At 64.3% G+C, this 20,503-nt stretch carries 23 protein-coding genes, 1 other RNA gene and 2 pseudogenes; 9 read left to right on the plus strand and 17 right to left on the minus strand.

Going from position 1 to position 20,503, the window contains the following annotated elements; translation table 11 throughout:
- Positions 1-51: 51 nt before the first annotated feature.
- The 6 genes and pseudogenes from A5782_RS16175 to A5782_RS16195 form a co-directional block, all read right to left on the minus strand.
- Positions 52-492 (minus strand): SRPBCC family protein, encoded by a 441-nt coding sequence (locus tag A5782_RS16175; protein ID WP_067102121.1) that lies wholly within the window; start codon positions 490-492, stop codon positions 52-54.
- A gap of 833 nt (positions 493-1,325) precedes the next feature.
- On the minus strand, positions 1,326-1,913 hold the full coding sequence (locus A5782_RS16180) for a helix-turn-helix domain-containing protein (protein ID WP_082942969.1): 588 nt from the start codon (positions 1,911-1,913) through the stop codon (positions 1,326-1,328).
- A gap of 135 nt (positions 1,914-2,048) precedes the next feature.
- The gene (locus tag A5782_RS25620; protein ID WP_082942970.1) at positions 2,049-2,645 is read right to left on the minus strand and encodes a hypothetical protein; all 597 of its coding nucleotides are present in this window, start codon (positions 2,643-2,645) and stop codon (positions 2,049-2,051) included.
- Positions 2,646-4,019, minus strand: a complete 1,374-nt coding sequence (locus tag A5782_RS16190; RefSeq protein WP_067102203.1) for an ATP-binding protein — start codon at positions 4,017-4,019, stop codon at positions 2,646-2,648.
- Complete coding sequence (locus A5782_RS27305) at positions 3,935-4,762, minus strand: TniQ family protein (protein ID WP_082942971.1); 828 nt, start codon at positions 4,760-4,762, stop codon at positions 3,935-3,937. The genes A5782_RS16190 and A5782_RS27305 overlap by 85 nt, the downstream gene beginning before the upstream one ends.
- A 146-nt stretch (positions 4,763-4,908) precedes the next feature.
- Positions 4,909-5,577, minus strand: a pseudogene (locus A5782_RS16195) (aromatic ring-hydroxylating dioxygenase subunit alpha); the annotation flags it as partial.
- A gap of 101 nt (positions 5,578-5,678) precedes the next feature.
- Here A5782_RS16195 and A5782_RS16200 point away from each other — a divergent pair.
- From A5782_RS16200 to A5782_RS16215, 5 genes are all read left to right on the plus strand, one after another.
- Positions 5,679-6,602 (plus strand): LysR family transcriptional regulator, encoded by a 924-nt coding sequence (locus tag A5782_RS16200; protein ID WP_067102125.1) that lies wholly within the window; start codon positions 5,679-5,681, stop codon positions 6,600-6,602.
- 33 nt (positions 6,603-6,635) lie between these two features.
- Entirely contained in the window at positions 6,636-6,794 is a 159-nt protein-coding gene (locus A5782_RS26510; protein ID WP_197694251.1) for a hypothetical protein, read from the plus strand.
- A gap of 90 nt (positions 6,795-6,884) precedes the next feature.
- The gene (locus tag A5782_RS16205; RefSeq protein ID WP_067102129.1) at positions 6,885-7,322 is read left to right on the plus strand and encodes a nitroreductase family deazaflavin-dependent oxidoreductase; all 438 of its coding nucleotides are present in this window, start codon (positions 6,885-6,887) and stop codon (positions 7,320-7,322) included.
- A gap of 163 nt (positions 7,323-7,485) precedes the next feature.
- On the plus strand, positions 7,486-8,457 hold the full coding sequence (locus A5782_RS16210; protein ID WP_067102133.1) for a UDP-glucuronic acid decarboxylase family protein: 972 nt from the start codon (positions 7,486-7,488) through the stop codon (positions 8,455-8,457).
- Positions 8,454-9,623, plus strand: coding sequence for a glycosyltransferase (locus tag A5782_RS16215; RefSeq protein ID WP_067102136.1), 1,170 nt, complete (start codon positions 8,454-8,456; stop codon positions 9,621-9,623). The genes A5782_RS16210 and A5782_RS16215 overlap by 4 nt, the downstream gene beginning before the upstream one ends.
- Positions 9,624-9,630: 7 nt before the next feature.
- On the opposite strand, the gene A5782_RS16220 is transcribed toward A5782_RS16215, so the two are convergent.
- Both A5782_RS16220 and A5782_RS26885 read right to left on the minus strand, forming a co-directional pair.
- Positions 9,631-10,362, minus strand: a complete 732-nt coding sequence (locus tag A5782_RS16220; protein WP_067102139.1) for a class I SAM-dependent methyltransferase — start codon at positions 10,360-10,362, stop codon at positions 9,631-9,633.
- A gap of 253 nt (positions 10,363-10,615) precedes the next feature.
- Entirely contained in the window at positions 10,616-11,119 is a 504-nt protein-coding gene (locus A5782_RS26885; RefSeq protein ID WP_231986703.1) for an N-acetylmuramoyl-L-alanine amidase, read from the minus strand.
- 387 nt (positions 11,120-11,506) lie between these two features.
- Here A5782_RS26885 and A5782_RS16230 point away from each other — a divergent pair, with 387 nt between their 5' ends.
- From A5782_RS16230 to A5782_RS16240, 4 genes and pseudogenes are all read left to right on the plus strand, one after another.
- On the plus strand, positions 11,507-11,875 hold the full coding sequence (locus tag A5782_RS16230) for a VOC family protein (protein WP_067102144.1): 369 nt from the start codon (positions 11,507-11,509) through the stop codon (positions 11,873-11,875).
- Between the two features lie 11 nt (positions 11,876-11,886).
- Positions 11,887-12,618: pseudogene (locus A5782_RS27310) on the plus strand (BadF/BadG/BcrA/BcrD ATPase family protein); the annotation flags it as partial.
- Positions 12,619-12,705: 87 nt separating this feature from the next.
- On the plus strand, positions 12,706-13,617 hold the full coding sequence (gene murQ, locus A5782_RS27315) for an N-acetylmuramic acid 6-phosphate etherase (RefSeq protein ID WP_369815640.1): 912 nt from the start codon (positions 12,706-12,708) through the stop codon (positions 13,615-13,617).
- Positions 13,618-13,799: 182 nt separating this feature from the next.
- Complete coding sequence (locus A5782_RS16240; RefSeq protein ID WP_067102148.1) at positions 13,800-14,360, plus strand: ERG2 family protein; 561 nt, start codon at positions 13,800-13,802, stop codon at positions 14,358-14,360.
- A 48-nt stretch (positions 14,361-14,408) separates the two neighbouring features.
- On the opposite strand, the gene A5782_RS16245 is transcribed toward A5782_RS16240, so the two are convergent.
- From A5782_RS16245 to A5782_RS26525, 9 genes are all read right to left on the minus strand, one after another.
- Positions 14,409-15,044, minus strand: coding sequence for a TetR/AcrR family transcriptional regulator (locus tag A5782_RS16245; RefSeq protein WP_067102151.1), 636 nt, complete (start codon positions 15,042-15,044; stop codon positions 14,409-14,411).
- A gap of 223 nt (positions 15,045-15,267) precedes the next feature.
- A complete protein-coding gene (locus tag A5782_RS16250) occupies positions 15,268-15,597 on the minus strand; it encodes a hypothetical protein (protein WP_067102154.1) in 330 nt (109 codons plus the stop codon).
- 382 nt (positions 15,598-15,979) lie between these two features.
- Positions 15,980-16,347: a transfer-messenger RNA gene (gene ssrA / locus A5782_RS16255) on the minus strand.
- Positions 16,348-16,434: 87 nt separating this feature from the next.
- Positions 16,435-17,280, minus strand: coding sequence for a maleylpyruvate isomerase family mycothiol-dependent enzyme (locus A5782_RS16260; RefSeq protein ID WP_067102158.1), 846 nt, complete (start codon positions 17,278-17,280; stop codon positions 16,435-16,437).
- A gap of 56 nt (positions 17,281-17,336) precedes the next feature.
- Complete coding sequence (locus A5782_RS16265; protein WP_156623987.1) at positions 17,337-18,179, minus strand: EamA family transporter; 843 nt, start codon at positions 18,177-18,179, stop codon at positions 17,337-17,339.
- Positions 18,176-18,685 (minus strand): SsrA-binding protein SmpB, encoded by a 510-nt coding sequence (smpB, locus tag A5782_RS16270; protein ID WP_067102165.1) that lies wholly within the window; start codon positions 18,683-18,685, stop codon positions 18,176-18,178. The genes A5782_RS16265 and smpB overlap by 4 nt, the downstream gene beginning before the upstream one ends.
- 2 nt (positions 18,686-18,687) lie before the next feature.
- Entirely contained in the window at positions 18,688-19,581 is an 894-nt protein-coding gene (gene ftsX, locus A5782_RS16275) for a permease-like cell division protein FtsX (protein ID WP_067102168.1), read from the minus strand.
- Complete coding sequence (gene ftsE / locus A5782_RS16280) at positions 19,582-20,271, minus strand: cell division ATP-binding protein FtsE (RefSeq protein ID WP_067102217.1); 690 nt, start codon at positions 20,269-20,271, stop codon at positions 19,582-19,584. It lies immediately after the preceding gene.
- A partial coding sequence (locus tag A5782_RS26525) for a hypothetical protein (protein ID WP_197694252.1) occupies positions 20,271-20,503 on the minus strand: 233 nt, incomplete at its 5' end. The genes A5782_RS26525 and ftsE, both read right to left, overlap by 1 nt.

The raw sequence follows: 20,503 nt of genomic DNA on the forward strand, positions 1-20,503 counted from the left end.
ATGAACCTCAAAGTTTCGTGTACCTCGATCACATGGCGGACGCTTCTAAACCTAACCAGCTGTCAGCTGCTCGGCTCGTCGCTTCAAGTCCTCAGCAAGGTGGTCTAGGACGTTGTCTGCCAGCATCTTCAGCATCGGCGCGGGCACAGGGGTGGTAGTCTCGACATCCACGTCTACCGTCAGCATGCTCGAAGACCCAACCTCGACCACGGTAAAGAGCTGCTCTTGCTTTGCAAACAAATCACCCTGCTGCAGCACGGTTTGGATCTTGTTAGTGCCCGGGTAGTACACAGCCTGTATGTAAGTGCCCGCAACCCCCTTAACAAGGGTATCAAGCCGCAGCTGGCTTGGCCGCCCGTCGTCGTAGCGAGCCAGTACCCAACAGCCCGTGATCTGTTCGCTCCACTCCGGGTACCGCTCGAAATCTGCAACAATGGCCATTATCGCGGCGGCGTTGGCACCGACCTCAAGCGTCTTACTTAAAACTGGCACGCGCAGACCATAAGTGACCAATCAGTCGCTGCGGTAGCTGCGAAGGGTAAACGCAGACTACCAAGTTCACCGCTTGTCGCCTGCGCTGCGCTATTCCGCGGGCACGACGCGACGGCGAGCGTGGTTCAACCGCTCAGCGAGGCCTGCCCTGTCGAGGCGTGGCGCGTAACATCTCCGGGACCTGCCACTCTGCCTGCCGCGCGATAACCGGCCGCCGCAGCCTTAGTCCGCGGGCGGTTCGCGGCCCGACAGGCGTCTGCTCATCCGTATCGGCTACCGCACTACGAGTCCGCTGCGTCAGCGGCGGGAGCACGACCAGCTCACCGCTGATCGCCAGCGCGAATCGACCCGTTGGACAACGCGCTCATCGTCCATCTGTTTGATTCCTCCGCGAAGGTGGCGGCGGTCCGACCCTAGCGGCGCACGAAGGATTCGCTGCCCCAAGCTCGTACAAAACTACGGGCGTCCGAAGCGAGAAACTCGCTGTGACACGTTCATGGATAGTTCATGGATAATTGCCGTTATCCATCAAAGAGCGACACCCGGGCAGGCAACCACTCCCAAACGCGCTGACGTTACGGCGCCGATAATGCCCAACTATGTCGCCGACCGGACCTCGTCATTCGCTACCTCCCAACTAGCAGGACCCGGGTGTTGGTGCCACCGCGCGGGCGGCCGCGGCCCCTATCTAGGTGCGCAGCTTGTTCCACGGCTGAGGCACTCACCTTCGGTGTGGTGGACCCGCCATTGCGCGCCGGCGCTGTCGGCAATGTGGTGGGTTCCCTGCTGAGGTGTTCGGGGGCCCGTTCGTGGCGCCTCGGTGGGCCGTCGGTTCACCAGCGCCCGAGGTCGGCGATGAATCCGGCAACTAACGCCGGGTCGCCGCCGGCGGCCAGGTGCTCGATCGCGGTGCGGTCGTCGAAGTCGGGCTGCGGGGTGTGCATGAACATATCCAGAACCGCGAGGGTGATGCCCTGTGGTATCGCGCGCACGATCGCGTCCAAGCCTGGAAGCAATCCGCCACCTAGGAACTGCCAGCGCGGGATGCGTCGGCTTCCTTGAAGATCAAAGGCCCATAACGCTTTTCCAGTGATGCGCCGCGCCACCCGGGAGCGGTCGACGCCGAGCATCGCGGCGGCTTCCTTGATGCTGACCGATCCTGAGAGCGCGCTGCTGAGTTGGCGCACCGCAATGCGGGCGCGGGTCCGACGTTCGTCATCGGCCGACCAGGCGTCGATCACGGATGCTGCCTGGGGTTCGACGCGCATGCGCAGGAAATCCACTTCTGTCGCCGACAGGGTGGTTGCCCAGGGGATGGCCGCAAAGGCGGAGCCCAGCTCGTCCAGGACCTCGTCGACGGTCAGATCAATCTGATGTTTAGCCAACAGCGCACCAAGCGCGCGACCTGTCGACCCATCCACCCTGCACAGGGTAGCGCGGCGACGCAGGGATGTGCGTGGATGTGATCGGACGATGCATGTCCGGGCTTCAACGCTGGGCCTCAGCATCACGCTGGCGAGCATCATAATTCGACGCATTAACCCAACCGGTAACGACTAGCGGTCGTCGCGCACTGGAATTGGGGTGTAGTGGAGCGTTTCAGCGCATGACGCGCACAGCGTTTTGCGCCAGTGGCTGCGTCTGTGCAGCATTCCGGGTTCACCGCAGCGTTCGCAAGTGATGGCGGACATGCGTTCGGCTTCATCGATGATGTCGCGAAACGCTTCCCGTAGTGCGGTGCTCGGGTCATCGCGGGGTGCGCAATAGTAGCGCAGGGCACCGAATTTCTCTTTGACTTGGTGCACGACGTAATCGGGGTCGATCGCAGCGAGCCGCTCGTCGAGGTTGGCCACGATCGGATACCAACCGGCGTCGTGGCTGACCCAGCGGCCCCAGCCGTCCGGGATTCTGCGCAGGATGCGTTCCAGCGCGTCGGCGTACCGGCCGGCATCGGGCGGGACGCACAAGGTGTTGCACAGCGTCTCGGGGTCGATGTCGCAGGAGATAACGCGGTTGAGTGCGGCGTGCGTGTCCTCGGTGGTCGCGGTGCCGTCGCAGACACGCTCTGCCATTTCGCGTAGGTCGGAGGTCACGGCCCGCCAAAGCATCTTCTGCGCGTCGGTGAGTTCGGGGATGTCGTGCTCCTCGCTCATCTAGAGGTACATCCCTTCAGAAATCGTGGGGCGGTAGCGTCCGCTGCCTACCTCCGCCAGAAGCGTTGCGGTACTGACGTGTCCGTTGGCGCCCGTCAGGACGGCGCGGCGGACTATTTCACGGATGTCGCTGCCGCTGGTGCGCTCGGGAAACGCCGCCACCACACCCGCACAGTCGACCGCGCGGTCGCCGGGCAGATCACGGATCAGGGCCGCCAGAATCCGGGCAGCATCAGTTGGGTTCGGATAGCCGACTTCGACGATGGAGTCGAACCGCCCGGTGCGGATGGCCGCCTTATCCAGGGGGGCGGCGTCGTTGGTGGACGCCAGCGTCAGGATGCGGGCGTCGGGTTGGATGTCCATGGCCTGCAACAATTCCGACAACCCGGCACCGCCGGTGCTGCGGTCTCGACACCACAGGTCAATGTCTTCGAGCACGAGCAGCACCGGACCGCCGAGAAGCTGGGCTTCCTCCACGACGGCGCTGAGCAGCTGGGTACCGGCTTTGGCCTCGAGGTAGATGACGGTGAATTCCCCGACGACCTCGCGGGCCGCGACCGCGCTCACGGCCGATTTCCCGGTGCCTGGCGGACCGCACAGCAGTACACCGCGGCGCGCACCGAGGCTGTGGGCGTTGAGCAGGTCGTGGCGGTCGCGCACCGCGCGGACGCCGAGATCGATTTCAGTCCAGACCTGGTCGGCGACAATGACGTTCTTTCGGGTTGCGGTCGAGGGCAGGTCGATGACGGTCAGGGTCAGCCCGGCGGTGTGGGTGGCGCGCACGGCGTGGCCTCGGTAGGGGTTGAGATCGTTGGCGCGTTCAGCGAGCCGGTCCAACAGCACGCGGGCGCGGTCCTGGTGGCCCGGCGCCACGTAGGCGCTCACTCCGACCGACCGCAGCATGCTCTGCCGCCCTTGCAGGGCGATCACACATCCGGCATCGTCGAGCAGCGTCCCGGCGGGAAAGTACACCCGCAAACATAGCGGGTGGCGGTAGTCCTGACCGCCGATCTGGGTTTGCGTCCACTTCGGCGGGTCGGCGTACTCACCGGGACCGACCTGACAAACCTGCGCATACTGCTCGATCCACTCGGCCAGCGCCAGCGCGACGGTGAACCACGACAACGGGTTTAGGCCGCGTTCCTCATCGACCAGTTGCCCGCAGCCCGCAACGCCTAGGCAGCGGGCGGTGAACTGGTCGGCGTTTTCCGGTTTCTCGGCGCCATCGTGCTCGGCGACGCCGACCAGGAGCTCACCCAGAGCGCGCAGCGCGGGCCGCACACCACCGTCTAAGCTCTCCAGCCACGTGTTGACGTCGGTAATGGGTCGCCGATGAGGCTCCGCTTGGTAGGCCGGGTCACCTGCCGTGTCGATTCGTCCACGAGCTTCGTGATAACAAAGATGCGCTTTGAAGCTAAATTCAACGTTCGATTCGCGAGGCTCCTCACTGCAGCTAGAACTTCGGGCTGTGGTTGAGGATGTTCCTGAAACACGCCGAAGCCGGCAGCACCCGTTTCGATGAAGTCGTAGACGATGCGCTGCGCCCACAAGAAGGAATGGTCGTCCCCGAACAACCGCAACGTAGGGGCCATGTTAAGCGCATCGCCGCAGCCACAGGCGGCTGGAGACGGCCTGCGACGATAGGACTGAGTAGACCGTTGATGGCTTCCGCACCCTGGGCATACATCAACCAGCAGGCAATTGTGCTGCACACACGCGAAGGACCAACCCAGGCGCCAGCGCAACTGCCACCGGCCCCCCGTTTCGCGTAAGCATGCAGGACAGAACCGGGACCATGACAAAGGTCCGAAGGGGAAATCCGGTTCAAGGCGGCGGGATTCCGAATTAAGCCGCAAAGCGACACCCTCATACTTGCTCAGCGTCATGGCCTCAAGAGACTCCGGTGGAGCACCCGTTGCCGCCGCTAACGACTGCGATTGAGCCGGCGAGAGCCAGACCTTCCAAGTTGGCATTGAAGTAGCCGGAAGATCCGCAGCTGCCGCAAGAGTTCCGACGGTGATGCCCATGGCCAGCGCAGAAGCCTCCAACCATGAATCGATCGATTCACCCTCAAGTGGTTGCACCTGAAGCGGCAGCCTGCGGCGGGCAACTCTCATTTCGAGCAGCTACTTTGACAAGACCTTGAAACCGAGTCGGCAGTTAGCGGCTTGACCTGCACTTATGCCCGCCAGACAGTCAGATCGACCGACGCTGTTGTTTAACAATCAGTGCACGCTTGTCAATCTTCATTGCATCTCGACAACGGCCCGTGGTAACTCTCGGCGAAGCTGTCGAGGAAGATCTTCCAGTTGCACTGTAATTCTGCCGAGAACTTGTAGACCTGATGCGGGCCGTCAAACGGATAGCCCTCGATGCCGTGGGCCAGTTCGCCGAGGAAGGACCGCAGTGGCTCGGTGTTGTTCGGGTTGAGGTTGATGAAGATGAAGCCTTCCCACACCTCGCACTGCACCGCCGGCACCCGGCAGCTGTCGGCGTCGAAGTCCAGCAGCAGGTCCTTGCGGGTGGCCGAGTGCAGCGTGCCGTCCAGCTTGTAGCGCCAGCCGTGGAAGCGGCAGTACAGTAACGGGGCGCGGCCGGACACCTCCTGGAACGGATCGTCTTCCCACAACATCTTGTTGCCGCGGTGCGGACAGATGTTGTGGAAGGCCCGGATCACCTGGTCCTTGCCGCGCACGATGATGATCGAGGTGTTCAAGAACCTGAACTCGCGGGTGAAGTAGCTGCCCGTGCGGGGGAGTCGTTCGACTCGGCCGACGTAGAGCCAGGTCTTCTTGAAGACGTGTTCGCGTTCTTTCTCGTAGAACGCTTCGGAGACACAATCTTCAAGCGACACCGGGCCGCGGCCGAGTTCGGGATATGCGTCCGTCCAGTGCCCGTTTGGGGGCTTGGCGACGGCGATAGGCTGGTTCATCCCCGCGTACCTCCTACGTGGTGCGGCCGACGCTAGCAGCTGCGCGAATCCCTAATAAGGTATGCTGGCGCAACACCCTGTTGCATACTTGGAACACCGCCATGGAACAGAATCTGCCCTTTGACCTCGACGCCCTGCTGGTATTCGGCAAGGTGGTGGACTGCCGCAGCATCTCCAAGGCGGCGACGGCGCTCGGGATGCCCAAGTCCACGGTCAGCCGGAAGCTGACCAGGCTGGAATCCGAGCTGGGCATCAAGCTGCTGCGGAAGAACACCCATCAGCTCACGGTCACCGACATCGGCGAGCAGATCTACGACCACGCAATGAAGATCTTGGCCGAGGCCAACGGCGTACGGGCACTGGTGGAGGGCAGTAGGCAGGAACCACAGGGTGAACTGCGGGTCGCGATACCGGTGAGTCTTGGCATCGACTACGCCTCCAGGGTCGGCGCCACCTTCCTGCAGCGTTACCCCCACTCGCGCTTGGACATTCGGTTGGTCGACAACATGGTCGACCCGATCAAAGACGGTTTCGATGTCGTGTTCGGCCCCGGACCACTGCACGATTCGACGCTGATCGCGCGCAAGGTTTTCGACCTGAACCTGTTCCTCTGCGCCTCAATAGGTTTCGTGGGTCAACTGCCGGACCCGGTCACCGAACCTGTGCAGTTGAACAGCCTGCCGTTCATCGACTTCGGCTTCTGCGGACCCCAGAAACTTGCGGTGACAAAGCTCGACCGTCGATACGAGTTGTCGCCACGAGTACGCGCGCGGGCCAACAACTTTCAGGTGTGCAAGGAGTACATCCTGCAAGGCCTCGGCATCGGCGTCATGCCCACGCAGATCATCTGCACCAACGAACTGCGCGAGGGCACCATCGTGCCGATCCTGCCCGACTGGGCGGTCGAACCTCTGGCCGTGCACATGATCTACCCCTTCGAGCTGTCCTTCTCCACCCTGATCAGTGCCTTCTATGACACGGCCTGTCAGATCATCGTCGAGAACATTGCCAAAGCGCAGACCTAGAGGGTCGGTCCGAAAATGAGAGACAATCGCGTCATGCCCAGTGACACCGCGAAACCACCACCACCCGTGGCGAAACCGCCGCGGGTGCACGTCACCCCCGAGGACGTGGAGCGTTACGCCGACGAGGAGCAGGTGCGCGAAGCGTCCGACGAGCGCCGGCTCCGCGACGAGCGACCGCCGCATCACCACTAGTCCTCCGAGCTGTAACCCGGACCGTGAGAAACCGGACGCATTGCGGAAAGCACTAGAGAAGCTCGACGCCACTGGGTGAGACTGGTAGCTATGAGTCTCATGGAGAAGGTGCTCCCGCAGGTGCTGCGGGTGCACGACACGGTCTATCGGAAGACGAACGGCTGGATCGGTCACCGCGCACTGTGGATACCAAGCCTGCTGCTGCATAGCGTCGGCGCGAAGACCGGTAAACAACGCACGACGTCGCTGACCTACGCCCGCGACGGTGACAACTATCTGGTGGTCGCCTCCAAGGGCGGTGCGCCCGAGGCCCCCGGCTGGTACCACAACCTGAAGGCCAAGCCTGACGTCGAGATCAACGTCGGCCCAAGACGTTTCGCTGTCACCGCACGACCGGTGCTGCCCGACGATCCCGACTACCCGCGGCTATGGCAGATCGTCAACAAGAACAATCAAAACCGTTATGTGGAATACCAGAAGAGGACGTCGCGACCGATACCCGTCGTCGTGCTGGCGCCGAGGGGCTAGAACAAATCGGAAGCCCACGTCCGCGACAACGTTGAACTTCAGCTGAACACCCCAATAACGGCCGGTATGAGTGGAAACAGTTCCAGCGGCCGTCCTGCAGGGCGTCACGTCGGTCATGCGAAGCTACGTCGTGTTCGATGGCCGAAACTAAGGAGAACAAGCAGTGAGAGCCCTCGTCGCGGGCGCCGCCGGGTTCCTGGGGTCCCATCTCTGCGATCGTCTTCGCCGCGACGGCATCGAAGTCATCGGACTCGACAACTTCTGCACCGGCAGGCGCGAAAACATTTTGCAGCTGGACGGGGACCCGGGCTTCAGCTTCTTCGAGCACGACATCACCCGGCCGGTGGACGCGGCCGTGTCGGGTCCGCTGGACGTCATCTTCAACACGGCCTGCCCCGCATCGCCGCGCGCCTACCAGCGCGATCCCCTGTTCACCCTGGATACCAACTATGTCGGGACCAGGAACCTCCTGGAACTGGCGCGCGAGCAGGGGGCGACGATCCTCCAGGCCTCCACCAGCGAGGTCTACGGGGATCCGACGATCCATCCGCAGGTCGAGACCTACTGGGGCAACGCCAACTGCTTCGGCGTGCGGGCTTGCTATGAGGAAGGCAAGCGGGTCGCGGAGACGCTGATGCTCGAGTACGCGCGTCGCTACCGCGTCCGGATCAAGGTCGCCCGCATCTTCAATACCTACGGTCCGAGGATGGATCTGGAGGACGGCCGAATCATCTCATCGTTCATCGTCCAGGCGCTGCGCGGAGAACCGATCACCGTCTTCGGGGATGGCAGTCAGACCCGTTCCTTTTGTTATGTCGACGATCTCGTCGAAGGGCTCGTGAAAATGGCGGCGAGCGACGCGTCGTTCACTGGACCCGTCAACCTCGGCAGCCCAGCCGAACTCACCGTCCTCGAAACCGCGAGCATTATCAAAAAAATGACCGCATCCCCCTCGGCGACGGTCTTCGAGCCACTGCCGCCCGACGACCCGAGGCAGCGCAGGCCGGACATCAGGCTCGCCGAGTCCAGCCTCGGCTGGATTCCACGAGTCTCTTTCGAAGAAGGCGTCGACCGGACGATCAAATATTTCAGAGGCATCGTCGGATGTAGCTCCCATGGAGGCGTCCAGCCGTGAAATTCGTGCTGGCAACCTTGGGAACTCGGGGTGATGTCGAGCCGTGCACCACCATCGGTCGGGAGCTGCAGCGCCGAGGTCACGACGTACGCATGGCTGTCCCGCCTAACTATGTCGGCTTCGTCGAGTCGGCGGGGCTTACCGCGGACCCCCACGGCCCCGACCAGGTCCGGCAGAACGCGGATATCGCCCGCAAATACGGGGAGACACCGAACCCCGTCTTCATGGCGTGGGTGATTGCAGAGGATCTCAAACGGCTCTGGCCGCAGCTGGGCACGGCGCTCACGTCACTGGCAGAAGGGGCCGACCTGTTATTGACGGACGCGAGCCAGCAGGGGCTGGCCGCCAATGTTGCGGAATACCATGACATTCCACAGGCCGCGCTGCACATCTACCCGCTCGGGCATGATACGGGTTCGCAAATCACCAAAGCGGCTGAAGACGCCCTGCGCCAAACATTAGGCCTGCCAGAAGAAACGGGGCCCTCGGCGCGACAACCGCTGGAAATCCAGGCCTACGACGAACTCTTCTTCCCCGGGCTGGCAGCCGAGTGGGCGAAATGGGATGTCCGACGGCCTTTCGTTGGCGGGCTGACGCTGGAGTTATCGACGGATGTCGACGACGAGGTGTCGTCCTGGATTGCCGCGGGGACGCCGCCGATTTACTTCGGCTTTGGCAGCAGCGCGCGAGTCGCATCTCCCACCGGCTTGCTCAAGATGATCAGCGGGGCCTGCGCGCAGTTGGGCGAGCGCGCGCTGATCTGCAGCGGCGTAAGTGATCTGGCCGATATCACGCAATCCGACCACGTAAAGGTTGTCAGCGCGGTGAACCACTCGGCCGTCTTTCCCGCTTGCCGCGCGGTCGTCCACCACGGCGGCCCCGGCACCACGTTCGCAGGCATCCGGGCCGGCAAACCTACGTTGGCCCTTGCGGTTTCGGTCGATCAGCCGATGTGGGCCGCCGCGGTCGGCCAGCTGGGAGTCGGCATCGGACGGCACTTCTCCGCAACCACCCCGGATTCGCTGCTTACCGATCTGCGGTCGATCCTCACTCCGAACTGCATCGCTCGAACCCTTGAGGTCGCCGCCCAGATGGCCACACCCGCCGAAAGCGCCGCGGCCGCCGCCGATCTCCTGGAAGACGCGGCCCGCCAAGGCCTCGGCTGAATGCCTGTCAGTCCTCATCGGCTGATCGGCGAATTTGCGTGTCCGAAACGCTTCGATACGACGGCAACTCGAAGTCGGGGAAGGCGCAGATGTCACCGCGATCCCGGACCCGCTCCAACCAGTAACTCTGATCGGCGGCCGACGTGCAGGCGTAGATCTTCATATACGTCGCCGCGAAGGGGAACAGGTAGCCATTGCCGACAGCCTGCCAGATGGCTGCTGCCACACCGGGGGTCTCGACCCCTCGGTAATCGTCCATCGCGATCACGCCCCGTTTGGCCGCGTGAGTCACCGCGAGCCTGATGTCATTGGCGACGCACTGGTAGCTGTGACAACCGTCGATGTGCATGAAGCGCAGTGCCCGTTCTCCCAGATCGAGCGCGGATGATTCGCAGACCGCCAGCGTTGGCCGGCGGGTGTGGAATCGATCCCAGTTGGCCAGGAACTTCTGCTGGTCCAGGCCCGAATACTCCTGGCGTGGGGTCTGCGCGATGTCGGCGTGGTCCATTACGGCGCCGAACAGATCGCAGATGACCAGTTCCTCATCGTCACGCAGTCCGTAACCCATCAAGATGGCGGACTTGCCCTGATACGCGCCGATCTCGAGCATGTCGCCCTTGATACCCTCGGCCGTCTGGCAAGCGAGCAGCCTGCTGAAGAGTTCGACATCGGCCTCGAAGAACCAGCCGTCGACCCTGTCCATCTGCTCGGTATAGAGGGCCCAGGCGGCATCGGTCATGACGCGCTCCTGCGCATGATCTCCTCCAGGCAATTTGGCGGGCGTGCGGTGGTTTGACCGTATCAATTCTGCGCCCAGACGCAATCGATGCGCTTGCCGGGATTGTCTCAGTCACTACGACGATCCATCCTGGACGGGTCGGCGCACGGTCACAACATAAACGCGCTCCCGCCGGCCAGGGTCGTCCAAACACCCACTGGCACAACAACACTTAGAGGTCACCCGGTCGACGATTACCTTTGCGCGAGACCGATCAGCCAGCCTCGATCGCGGCAACGGTTGCCGCCGCCGCGGGCCCACAGACGCGCTGAAGGTTTACCGTGCCGCCGGCCAGCAGATCGTTGACGCGGCGCTTCAGGTCACCCGAGGAGAGATGGGCATAGAGATTGGTGCCCGGGCAAGACGTCTGGGCCAGATCGCGGTGGCCAGCCAAGGTGTCGGTGGCGATGTGAAAGGTTTGGGTGGCCCAGGCGAAGGCAAGAGCGGCCGCGTGAAGTTGGGCCTCCGAAACGGCTTCCTTGTCGAAGTCTCCTTCACAGAGGACCAGGAGGTGTCCTGTGGTGTCGTAATCCGTCGCGGTGTCACCAGCGATCTCGGGCGTTCGCAGTTCGTAGATGTTGCCGTCGCGGTCGATGCCGACGTGATACGCGATGTCGACCCACCCCTGGGTGTCTTGGTGGTAACGCTGGTCCTGACGTAAACGGTTTGGGGCGTTACGGTTCTCGCCGAGGACGACGGCCTCGTGGTGAAGGGTCATGCGGGTGATCGTGTGAGGCCTGCCACCGGCTCGGGCGGGACGAGCACCCCAGGCATCGCGACACAGCATGACCGCCGAAGCCGCGCTAACCGGGATGGCCGAGGCAGTCATCGGAGTGTGAGTCCCGCCAGTCGCAGGCTCAGTCACGGATGGTGAGCGTGCGCACCCGCTCACAATCGCCACCGCTCCTGCGCCGCCGACCAGCTTCAGCAGCTGGCGACGGCTGACCGGCTCGTGGCCACCGCCGTGCTGGCAGGACGCGACTCCGTCCATGATGAACACCATACGAACCGCTGTCGTCGCGGGGGCCGAGACTGCGGAACAGAGGCAGTCATCCCTCGCGAGGATTTTCGCAGTCGGCGAGCGGAAACCGATACGGTGCATTGCATGCGTCGTGTGGACTACGTCATCCAATACGTCGAATCGCTGCGCCGGTCGGTGGCGTTTTACCGCGACGTGATCGGTCTCAAGGTGCGAATCGAGGGCGACGGCTATGTCGAGTTCGAACTGGAAAACACGAAGTTCTCGCTTTTCGAACGTTCGAAGCTACCGGGGCTCATCGGTCGCGAAGGCGGCAACCCGCCCTGCGGTGAGATCGGCTTCCTGATTGAAGACGTAGATAAGGAAGCGCAGCGGTTGCGAGGCCTCGGTGTCGAGATCCTCAGCGGACCGATGGATCGACCATGGCGTGAAAGGACGCTGCACATCGCCGACCCGGACGGCAACATCGTCGAATTCGCAGAGAAGCTGCGGTGACTCCCGGCCCGGTGATCCTCGCCGTCGATCTCGGCAAGACATCCTGCCGGGCCGCGGCGGGCGGCCGCAGGGCCGAGGGGGCGGGCGCGCCAGGACTCGCGGCGCCTGGCGGCGCGCGGGCCGCGGAGGCGGCGATCCTGGCCTTGGCCAGCAACCTAGTGCGAAATTTCGGCGCGGTCGACGAGGTGATCGTGGGCGCCGCCGGGGCGCTGGCGGCGCCAGACGCGGCACGCGCGCTGGCCGATGCGCTGCTGGCATCGCTGCGGACGAAGCGCGTCGCGGTGACGAGTGACGCCGTGACCGCGCACGCGGGCGCTCTGGGCGGGGAGCCGGGCGTCGTGCTGATCGCGGGTACCGGCGTCGCGGCGCTCGGGATCGACGCGAACGGAACGCTGCGCACCGCCGACGGCTGGGGCCCGTGGCTGGGCGACGAGGGGGGCGGCGCATGGATCGGCGCCGCCGGGGTGCGCGCGGCGCTGCGCGCCCACGATGGTCGCGGGCCGTCCACCACGCTGCTAGACGCCGCCCGCGCTCGCTTCGGCGCGCCGGAGACCTGGCCCGCACAGCTCACCGGCGCGGCCGCGCTCGCGTCCTTCGCGCCCGACGTCCTTGCTGCGAAGGACGACGTCGCTGCACTGGCGATCGTCAGCGCCGCCGCCGAGGCGCTCGCCGCGACCGCCCGCGCTGCCGCTGATGGGCCGGTGGCGATGGTCGGCGGACTGGCGGGAGTCCAGGCGCTGCGCGCGCAGCTCGACCTCATCCCGGCTGCCGGCGACGCGCTCGATGGCGCGCTGCGGCTACGGGCGATCCACGAGCCGTATGTGATTCGCGTGCAGGCGGATCCGAAAGCTCTTGTCCCGCACGGGCTCGACGCGCTCGCCACCGAGGCCGTGCGGCCAGACCTTTACGACCTCGACGCGCGGCCCATCGCCGAGGTCGTCGGGCTGCTCGTTGCCGCCGAGGCCGAAGCGCACGGCGCGGTGGCGGCGGCGGTCCCGCAGATCGCGGCGGCGGCCGAGGCGATCGCTGCCCGGCTCGACCGCGGCGGCCGCCTGATCTACGCCGGTGCCGGGACACCCGGTCGGCTCGGGGTGCTCGACGCGGCCGAGTGCGCGCCGACGTTCGGCACCGACCTGGTCCGCGGCGTGATCGCCGGCGGACCGGGGGCGTTGACCGAGGCCGTCGAAGGCGCGGAGGACGCGTTCGATCCCGCCGATCTCGCCGACCTGACCGGCGCCGACGTGCTCGTCGGGATCACGGCGTCGGGCCGCACGCCATACGTGCTCGGGGCGCTCGAGCACGCCCGCGGGGCGGGCGCGCTGACCGTCGCAATCGTCAACAACCCGGGCAGCGAGGCATCAGCCGACGTGATGATCGAGCTGCTGACCGGACCCGAGGTGCTCGCCGGCTCGACGCGGCTGACCGCGGGCACGGCGCAAAAGGTGGTGCTCAACGCCCTGTCGACGAGCGTGATGATCGCGCTCGGCAAGGCATATGGACCGCGGATGGTCGACGTGCGCGCGACCAACGCGAAGGTGCGCCGTCGGGCGGTGCGGATCGTCCGCGACGCAGCCGGCGTCGACGAGGAAACCGCGACCGCCGCGCTCGCCGCCGCGGGCGGGCACGCCAAGACCGCGATCGTGGCGCTGCGCACGGGCGTCGATGCGGCCGAGGCCGCCGCCCGTCTCGACCGGGCGCGCGGACGCGTGCGGGACGCGCTAGGTGGGGCATGTGACGGGTAGATCTTTGGTGGAGCTGCCTAATCGAAACCGATACAAAAAGTCGCGTGACCTGCGAAAGCATGATTCCGGGAAGTTTGGCGTGCGCCGCGTCTGCGGGCATGGTGCCGTCGTACCGCCATTAGCCGGGAATCCTTATCATACACTTTTGACGGTAAGCGTATGATAGGGTAGCGTCGCTTGCCATGGGAGCAATATTCGATTCCGAGCACTTGCACTCGATCGCTAAGAACGCTGTCGGTCTGGACAGCAAGGATGCGGCTTTTGCGCAGATCGTCGCCGAGCTGAAACGCGAGTATCCGGGCCACATCCGCGACGACATTCCCTGGGTGTTCAACAACGCCGGCGGTGCGATGGGGCAGATGAAGCTCCTGCACGCCTCGCTGTCGGAGTACCTCATCTTTTTCGGCACCCCGATCGGCACCGAAGGCCACTCGGGCCGCTACGCCAGTGAGGTGTGGGACTTCATCATCGACGGCGAGGTGTGGTGCTACGAGGAGGGCGAATTCGAGCGCAGCATCTACCGACCCGGCGACGTAACCTATCTGGCCGGCGGCCGGGCCAAGGGCTACGCCGTGCCCGACGCGGCGTTCATGCTGGAGTACGCGCGCGGGCCGATACCGGGCATGATGCCCTTTGGCATCGCCGACGCCGTCTTCAGCACCCTCGACGCGCCGACGATCGGCAAGACGGCCTGGTACTACACCCGGCTTGTCGTCGGCGAGCTCCTCAGGGGCAAAATCTGATCGCCGCGAAACCCGAATGCACTATTGAGGTCAAGGCGCCGCTAGCAGCTACTGTGTGACGGCGGCAGCAACGGCGGTGTCGTGCGGCTGGGCCAAGATCGCGCCTCCCAGCCACCGTTTAATAAAGCGCCGCAGGTCATTTCGGCTGCGGCCGGGGTCATTGGGCGCGACGAAGAATGACAACATCGTGCGCAGGGTGAATTCCACCAGTTCGCGAAGCGCCGCCTGGTCGTAGCCGCAGTGCTCCCAGTCGACATCGAAGCGGGTGATCATCCGCATTCCGAACGCCTGCGCTTCATCGGAGGCCAGGCTCGGAGTGTGGGCGTTGCGATACGGTTCGGACAGCAGAATTCCCAGATGGGGTGTGCGCCTTACTTGTTCGAGCGCATATAACACAGCTTCTGTCATCGCTTCGGCCGGATCGTTGATGCCGCTGACCGCCTCGGTGAGCCGGTCGAGGAAGCCGTCGACGGAGGCCACCGCCGCTGCCTGCATCAAAGCCTCAGCGCTGGGAAAGTATCGATACACCGTCTGTCTGATGACGCCGAGCGACTCGGCAACCTCAGCGATGCTGACATCGGAACCACTTTCGGCGATCAGCGTGACCGCAGTGGCCACGATGCGCCGCGAGGCTTCCTCGTCGGTCGCCGGCGGATGCCCGTCCCAGCCCCGTCTACGCGCCACAGCTGACCTCCACAAGCAACAACACTCCCGCAGGATATCGACCGCGTACAGACGCCTCCGGAACCGCAGCCGATGTTGACCAGAGCCGGCATGGCCATAGTCATACATCCGATACCACAAATGTATGATGATTGGTTTGCTGGCGTTGAGAAATAGGGCTAGCGTGCACTGGGCAGCGTCCGATGATGGAGAGCCGTCGAGACCTCGTTGGGAGTTGGCTCCGTCACCCCGACACAGAGTCCTCCTCGGCGGGAGCTACAACCGCCTTGATCCCGAGCGCGAAGTGTGCAGCCCGGGTGGACCACCTCGTGCAGGACGTCGTCAGCTTGCATTGCCCGGGGCCGCCGGGCTCGTAGAACTCGTTGAGGTCGCAGGACTCGTCGGGCTCGTGGGAGTCGTTGGTGTCGCAGGACTCGCCGGGCTCGTAGGACTCGGTGAGGTCGCAGGACTCGTAGGCCGCACAGGGCTCGTAGAAGCTGTCGGGCTCGTAGGAGCTGTCGGGCTCGTAGAACTCGCGGGCGTGGGGGTCGCGAGGCCTGGGCCTTCGCCACACCAGTCGGCCACATCTTTCGGGTACTGCTCGAGCGGTGGAGGACAACGCTGCCCCGGCGGGAAATTGGCGCCGGCGTTGAGCAGATCGCAGGGCACGTAGACCTGCTTGCCCTTGGGAGTGTTGGTCAGACACTTCGTCGGCGGCTCGCCGTGGGCGTTGACGGGAATGATGGCCGCCACCACCACCGCGCCGAGCGCCCAAGCAAGACGGCGATAGGTCATGAGAGCTCCTCACACGTTCTCGTGATGCGGTGTCAGGCGTGCACAACGTGACAGCGCCGTAGTGTGACGATTAAAGCCGCTCACCCAGGCATAATCCAACCGTAGGTCAATTCAGGTGGTTGCGGCGCGTACCCAATTTGTCGCTTTGAACAGCACATTCTCGGTGGAGCTGCCGGGAATCGAACCCGGGTCCTACGGCATTCCCTCAAGGCTTCTCCGTGCGCAGTTCGCTATGCCTCTACTCGGATCTCCTGGTCACGCGAACAAGCCAGGATGACGATCCCAGTCGCTGTTGGTGTCCCGATAAGTCCCGCGACCGGACTCATCGGTGGATCCCTCTAGCTGACGCCAGGCTCCGGGTCGAGGGAACTCCCGGTCTGACGGACTAGCTGTCGCTTAGGCAGCGAGAGCGTAGTCGCGCTGATGTGAATCGGCGCTTATCTGTTTGCAACGACGCTTACGGTGGTCAGTTGCCTGCACCGGCACGCTTCCCTTGATTCGATGCGCGAAGTCGAAACCGTTCAGCCCCTCGCACCCCGCCGACTCTCGGCAGGAATATCAATCATACCTGGCTATCAACCAGCGGCAACGGGATTGTCTTCCCGTCGGAGTGCGATCAGATCACGAAGTTGAGGTGCTCGACGACCTGGGTGGCCACGCCTTGGTCGCCGTCGAGTTCGACTTCTCGGGCCCGGGCGGGACACATCGGGCGGCCGCCGGCGAGCCTGGTGAACTGCAGGCCGTCCAGGCGGATGATCGCCGTCGGTTCTTGGCCGTCGAAGTCGTCGACCACCGCGGCCCGGCCGTCGACGCTGACCCGGATGGTGCGGGCCAGCGGGCCGGTGAGGTCGAACTGGATGCGGGAGCCGTCGGGCGCCTTGGCCAGCTTGCCGACGACGTAGCCCATCGTGGCGGCGATCTCGTCGACGGCAAGCGACGCCGCGGGGCAGGCGAGTTCGTCATCGGACGGCGGCCGTTCCAACGCCACGCGAATGTCTTCTTCGTGCATCCAGCAGTCGAACACCCGGATCCGCATGAACCGGCCGTAGGAATCCGGGCCGGTGGGCGTCATGGTCACCGCGTCCCACTCGTCGCCGGTCAGGTTCGTCAGCGCTTCGCGCCGATCGGTGGTGATCGCCCGGAAGCTTTCCAGCACGTCGGCATCGGCATGCGCGCTCAGATGGCGAACCCAGCACTCGTTCATCACTCCGACGTCGTTGCGCACGTGCTCCAGCGCCGAGACGTCGACATCGGGCTGGGGTGCGGCGATGCCGGCAAGGAACGACTCGGTGCCGATCATGTGCGCCACCAAGGCTTTGACGTCCCAGCCTGGCAGCGGACTGGCCGCCCGCCATTGCGCTTCGGACAACCCGGCCAGCAGCGTGTCGATGTCGTCCCACACCGCGAAGAGACCGGAGAGCACAGCGGACTTGTCGAGTTTGGTGACAGGACGATCGGCCATGGTCAGGATCGTAGGCCGATCAGTCCAACAGAAGGCGCATTAGGCCGCGCCACAGCTCAGGCCGAGGCGATCATCGCCACGGAACCCATGGCGAGCACCATGCCGATCCCCTGCAAGCGGGTCACCCGCTCGCGCAGCACAACCATCGCCAGCACGACCGTCGCGGCCGGATACAGCGAAATCAGAATGCTGGCCAGCGAAAGCAGCCAGGTGTGCAGCGCCGCCAGCATGGTGATGTTGGCGAAGATGTCCAGCACGGCCACGGCCACGGCCAACCGCAGCGGCCGCCCGCGCGGCATCTGGAGGTTCTGGCTGGTTTTCGCCATGGCGAACACCACCAGGCTGGCCGTCACCCGAGCGAAGACCAGCGGCCAGAGTTTGCATATAGACGGCGCCTGGTGCAGGAACACCAGGTTCAGCCCCATCGCCGAGCCCGCAACTACTGTGAGCCAGGCCACTTTTGGAGTGAACCGATACGGCGTCCCCTCGACGGGGGCCTCGCGGCTGACGAGCATCACGGCGGCCAGCGCCAGGACGACGCCCACCAGGGCCGCTTGGCCCGGCCGCTCCCCCAACGCCATACCGACCGCGACGGGAACCGCGGCGTTGAGCACGGCCGCCAATGGTGAGACGACCGAAATCGGGCCGGAGCCAAGCGCCGCGAAGAACGCCCACATGCCGAACGCCATGCCGATGCCGTACAGGCAACCCCACAGAACGGCACCGGTATGAATGGGGCCACCGACGAAGACGGCCATCACGCCCAGTAACACCGTCTCGATCGGGTAAGCGACCAGCATCACGCGCAGCGCGGCCACTCGCCGCGCTGCGACGCCGCCCACGAAATCGCTGACACCGTACGTAACGGCAGACAGCTGGGCGTAGGCCGCCCCGATCAGGTCATGCCCTTTGCTCGACGTCCCATTTCGCGGACCACTTCCCGCTGTGCGTCGCGCTGCGCCATGTCCTGGCGCTTGTCGTAAGCCCTTTTACCGCGCGCAAGGGCAAGTTCGACCTTGACCTTGCCGTCGGAGAAATACAGAGACAACGGCATCAAGGCGAGGTTACCATCTCGTATCTTGCCGACCAGCCGGTCAATTTGTTGCCTATGTAACAACAACTTTCGGTTGCGACGCGGCGCATGATTGGTCCAGCTACCGTGCTGATACTCAGGAATGTACAAGTTACGCAACCAAACTTCGCCGTCGTCGATCGTTGCGAACGCATCGGCTAACGATGCTTGGCCCAGGCGAAGGCTTTTGACCTCGGTGCCCTGCAAAGACACTCCGGCCTCGAACAACTCGATGATCGAATAGTTGTGCCGCGCTTTGCGATTGGTGGCGATAACTTGTTTGCTGCCACTTTTGCCGCCCGCCGCCTTGGCTCGGCCGGAATCCTTGGCCACAGCTACCGCCGTATATAGAGGCGCAAGGTCGCGTACCCCGTCACCGCCGCCATCGACACGCCGAGCAGGAACAGCCACGGCGTGATGTAGAGGATGTCGGCATAGTCGACCTTCGCGATGAGATGAGCTTGGTAGAACTGGCTCAGCGCGTTGTCCAGGAACAACGCTCGAACCAGCATGAGTCCGAGGACGGCGATGGCCACACCGATGGACGCGGCCAGCATCGCTTCCACCAGGAAGGGCAGCTGGGTGTACCACCGGCTGGCACCCACCAGCCGCATGATCCCGATCTCCGTGCGCCGGGTGTACGCCGCGACCTGCACCATGTTGGCAATCAACAGGATCGCCCCGACCGCCTGCACCAGCGCGACGGCGAACGCGGCATCGCGCAAGCCGTCCAACACGGCGAACAGCCGGTCGATGAGGTCCTTCTCGTTGAGGATGCTGCGCACCCCGGGCTGACCCTGCATCGCGGCGTCGAACTCCGCGTGCTGTTCGGGATTGTTCAACTTGACGATGAACGACGCGGGAAACGAGTCCTTACCCGCCACATCCTTGAACTCCGGGAACTTCTTGATGGCGTCGTTGTAGGCATCCTGCCGGTTGACGAAGCGCACCGATTTGACGTCTTGTCGTGCATCGATCTTCTCGCGCAACCCCTTACACGGCGGGGACGCACACGTCGTGTCATTGGCCGAGATGTCGTCGGTGAGAAAGACCTGCGTCTCGACGCGGTCGAGGTAGATCTCGCGCGAGTTGTCGGCCAGCCGGACCACCAGCAGACCGCCGCCGAACAGAGCGATGGAGATTGCGGTCGTCAGGATCATCGCGGCCGTCATGGTGACGTTGCGGCGAAGCCCGGTCAGGACCTCGTTGAGTAGGAAACCGAAGCGCACTTAGCGGTCCATCCCGTAGATGCCGCGCTGCTCGTCGCGAACCAGCCTGCCCAGCGACAACTCGACGACGCGCTGGCGCATCGAGTCGACGATGTGGTGATCGTGCGTTGCCATCAGCACCGTCGTCCCCGTGCGGTTGATCCGCTCCAACAAATCCATGATGTCCTTACTGGTATCTGGGTCGAGGTTGCCCGTCGGCTCGTCCGCCAGCAGGACCAGCGGCCGGTTGACGAACGCGCGGGCGATCGCCACCCGCTGCTGCTCGCCACCGGACAACTCGTGGGGCAACCGATTGGCTTTGCCGGATAGACCGACGGTTTCCAGCACGTCGGGCACCACCCGGTTGATCGCGTCACTTCGTTTGCCGATCACTTCCAGCGCGAACGCGACGTTCTCGTAGACCGTTTTTTGCTGCAACAGGCGGAAGTCCTGGAAAACGCAGCCGATGACCTGGCGCAGCTTCGGGACGTGACGACCGCGGAGCTTGTTGACGTGGAACTTCGACACCCGGACGTCGCCGGTGGTCGGGTTCTCCGCGCCGAGCAGCAACCGCATGAACGTCGACTTGCCCGAGCCCGACGGGCCGATCAGGAAGACGAATTCACCCTTGTCGATCTTGACGTTGACGTCCTCCAGCGCTGGGCGGGCCGACGCTTTGTACTTCTTGCTGACATGGTCCAGGGTGATCATCACGGCACGCCAGTGTAGCGGTGAATTTCGCTGGCAAGCGAAGTCAACTGGCCGGTGGCGGCGAACTCGGCACCGGGCCGGGCCCCGGCTGCGGTTGCTGCGGCGGTGGCGTGGCCGGGCTTGAGCTGGGCGGGCAGAACGGCGCCGGCAGGATGCACGGCAACTGCGGCAGCTGGAACGGTGGTGTCGTCGCTGTCTCTTATACACATCTGACGCTGCCGACGATCGCATA

The sequence above is a fragment of the Mycobacterium sp. 852002-40037_SCH5390672 genome, assembly GCF_001665875.1.
In the GTDB taxonomy this organism is placed as follows: Bacteria; Actinomycetota; Actinomycetes; order Mycobacteriales; family Mycobacteriaceae; genus Mycobacterium.

Coding starts and splice junctions, on each gene's coding strand:
- A5782_RS16205 (WP_067102129.1), top strand. CDS start 6,885: ATGAGTCTCATGGAGAAGGTGCTCCCGCAGGTGCTGCGGGTGCACGAC.
- A5782_RS16200 (WP_067102125.1), top strand. CDS start 5,679: ATGGAACAGAATCTGCCCTTTGACCTCGACGCCCTGCTGGTATTCGGC.
- A5782_RS16230 (WP_067102144.1), top strand. CDS start 11,507: ATGCGTCGTGTGGACTACGTCATCCAATACGTCGAATCGCTGCGCCGG.
- A5782_RS26885 (WP_231986703.1), bottom strand. CDS start 11,119: ATGACCCTTCACCACGAGGCCGTCGTCCTCGGCGAGAACCGTAACGCC.
- A5782_RS26510 (WP_197694251.1), top strand. CDS start 6,636: ATGCCCAGTGACACCGCGAAACCACCACCACCCGTGGCGAAACCGCCG.
- A5782_RS16260 (WP_067102158.1), bottom strand. CDS start 17,280: ATGGCCGATCGTCCTGTCACCAAACTCGACAAGTCCGCTGTGCTCTCC.
- A5782_RS25620 (WP_082942970.1), bottom strand. CDS start 2,645: ATGAGCGAGGAGCACGACATCCCCGAACTCACCGACGCGCAGAAGATG.
- A5782_RS16240 (WP_067102148.1), top strand. CDS start 13,800: ATGGGAGCAATATTCGATTCCGAGCACTTGCACTCGATCGCTAAGAAC.
- ftsE (WP_067102217.1), bottom strand. CDS start 20,271: ATGATCACCCTGGACCATGTCAGCAAGAAGTACAAAGCGTCGGCCCGC.
- A5782_RS16220 (WP_067102139.1), bottom strand. CDS start 10,362: ATGACCGATGCCGCCTGGGCCCTCTATACCGAGCAGATGGACAGGGTC.
- A5782_RS27305 (WP_082942971.1), bottom strand. CDS start 4,762: ATGAGAGTTGCCCGCCGCAGGCTGCCGCTTCAGGTGCAACCACTTGAG.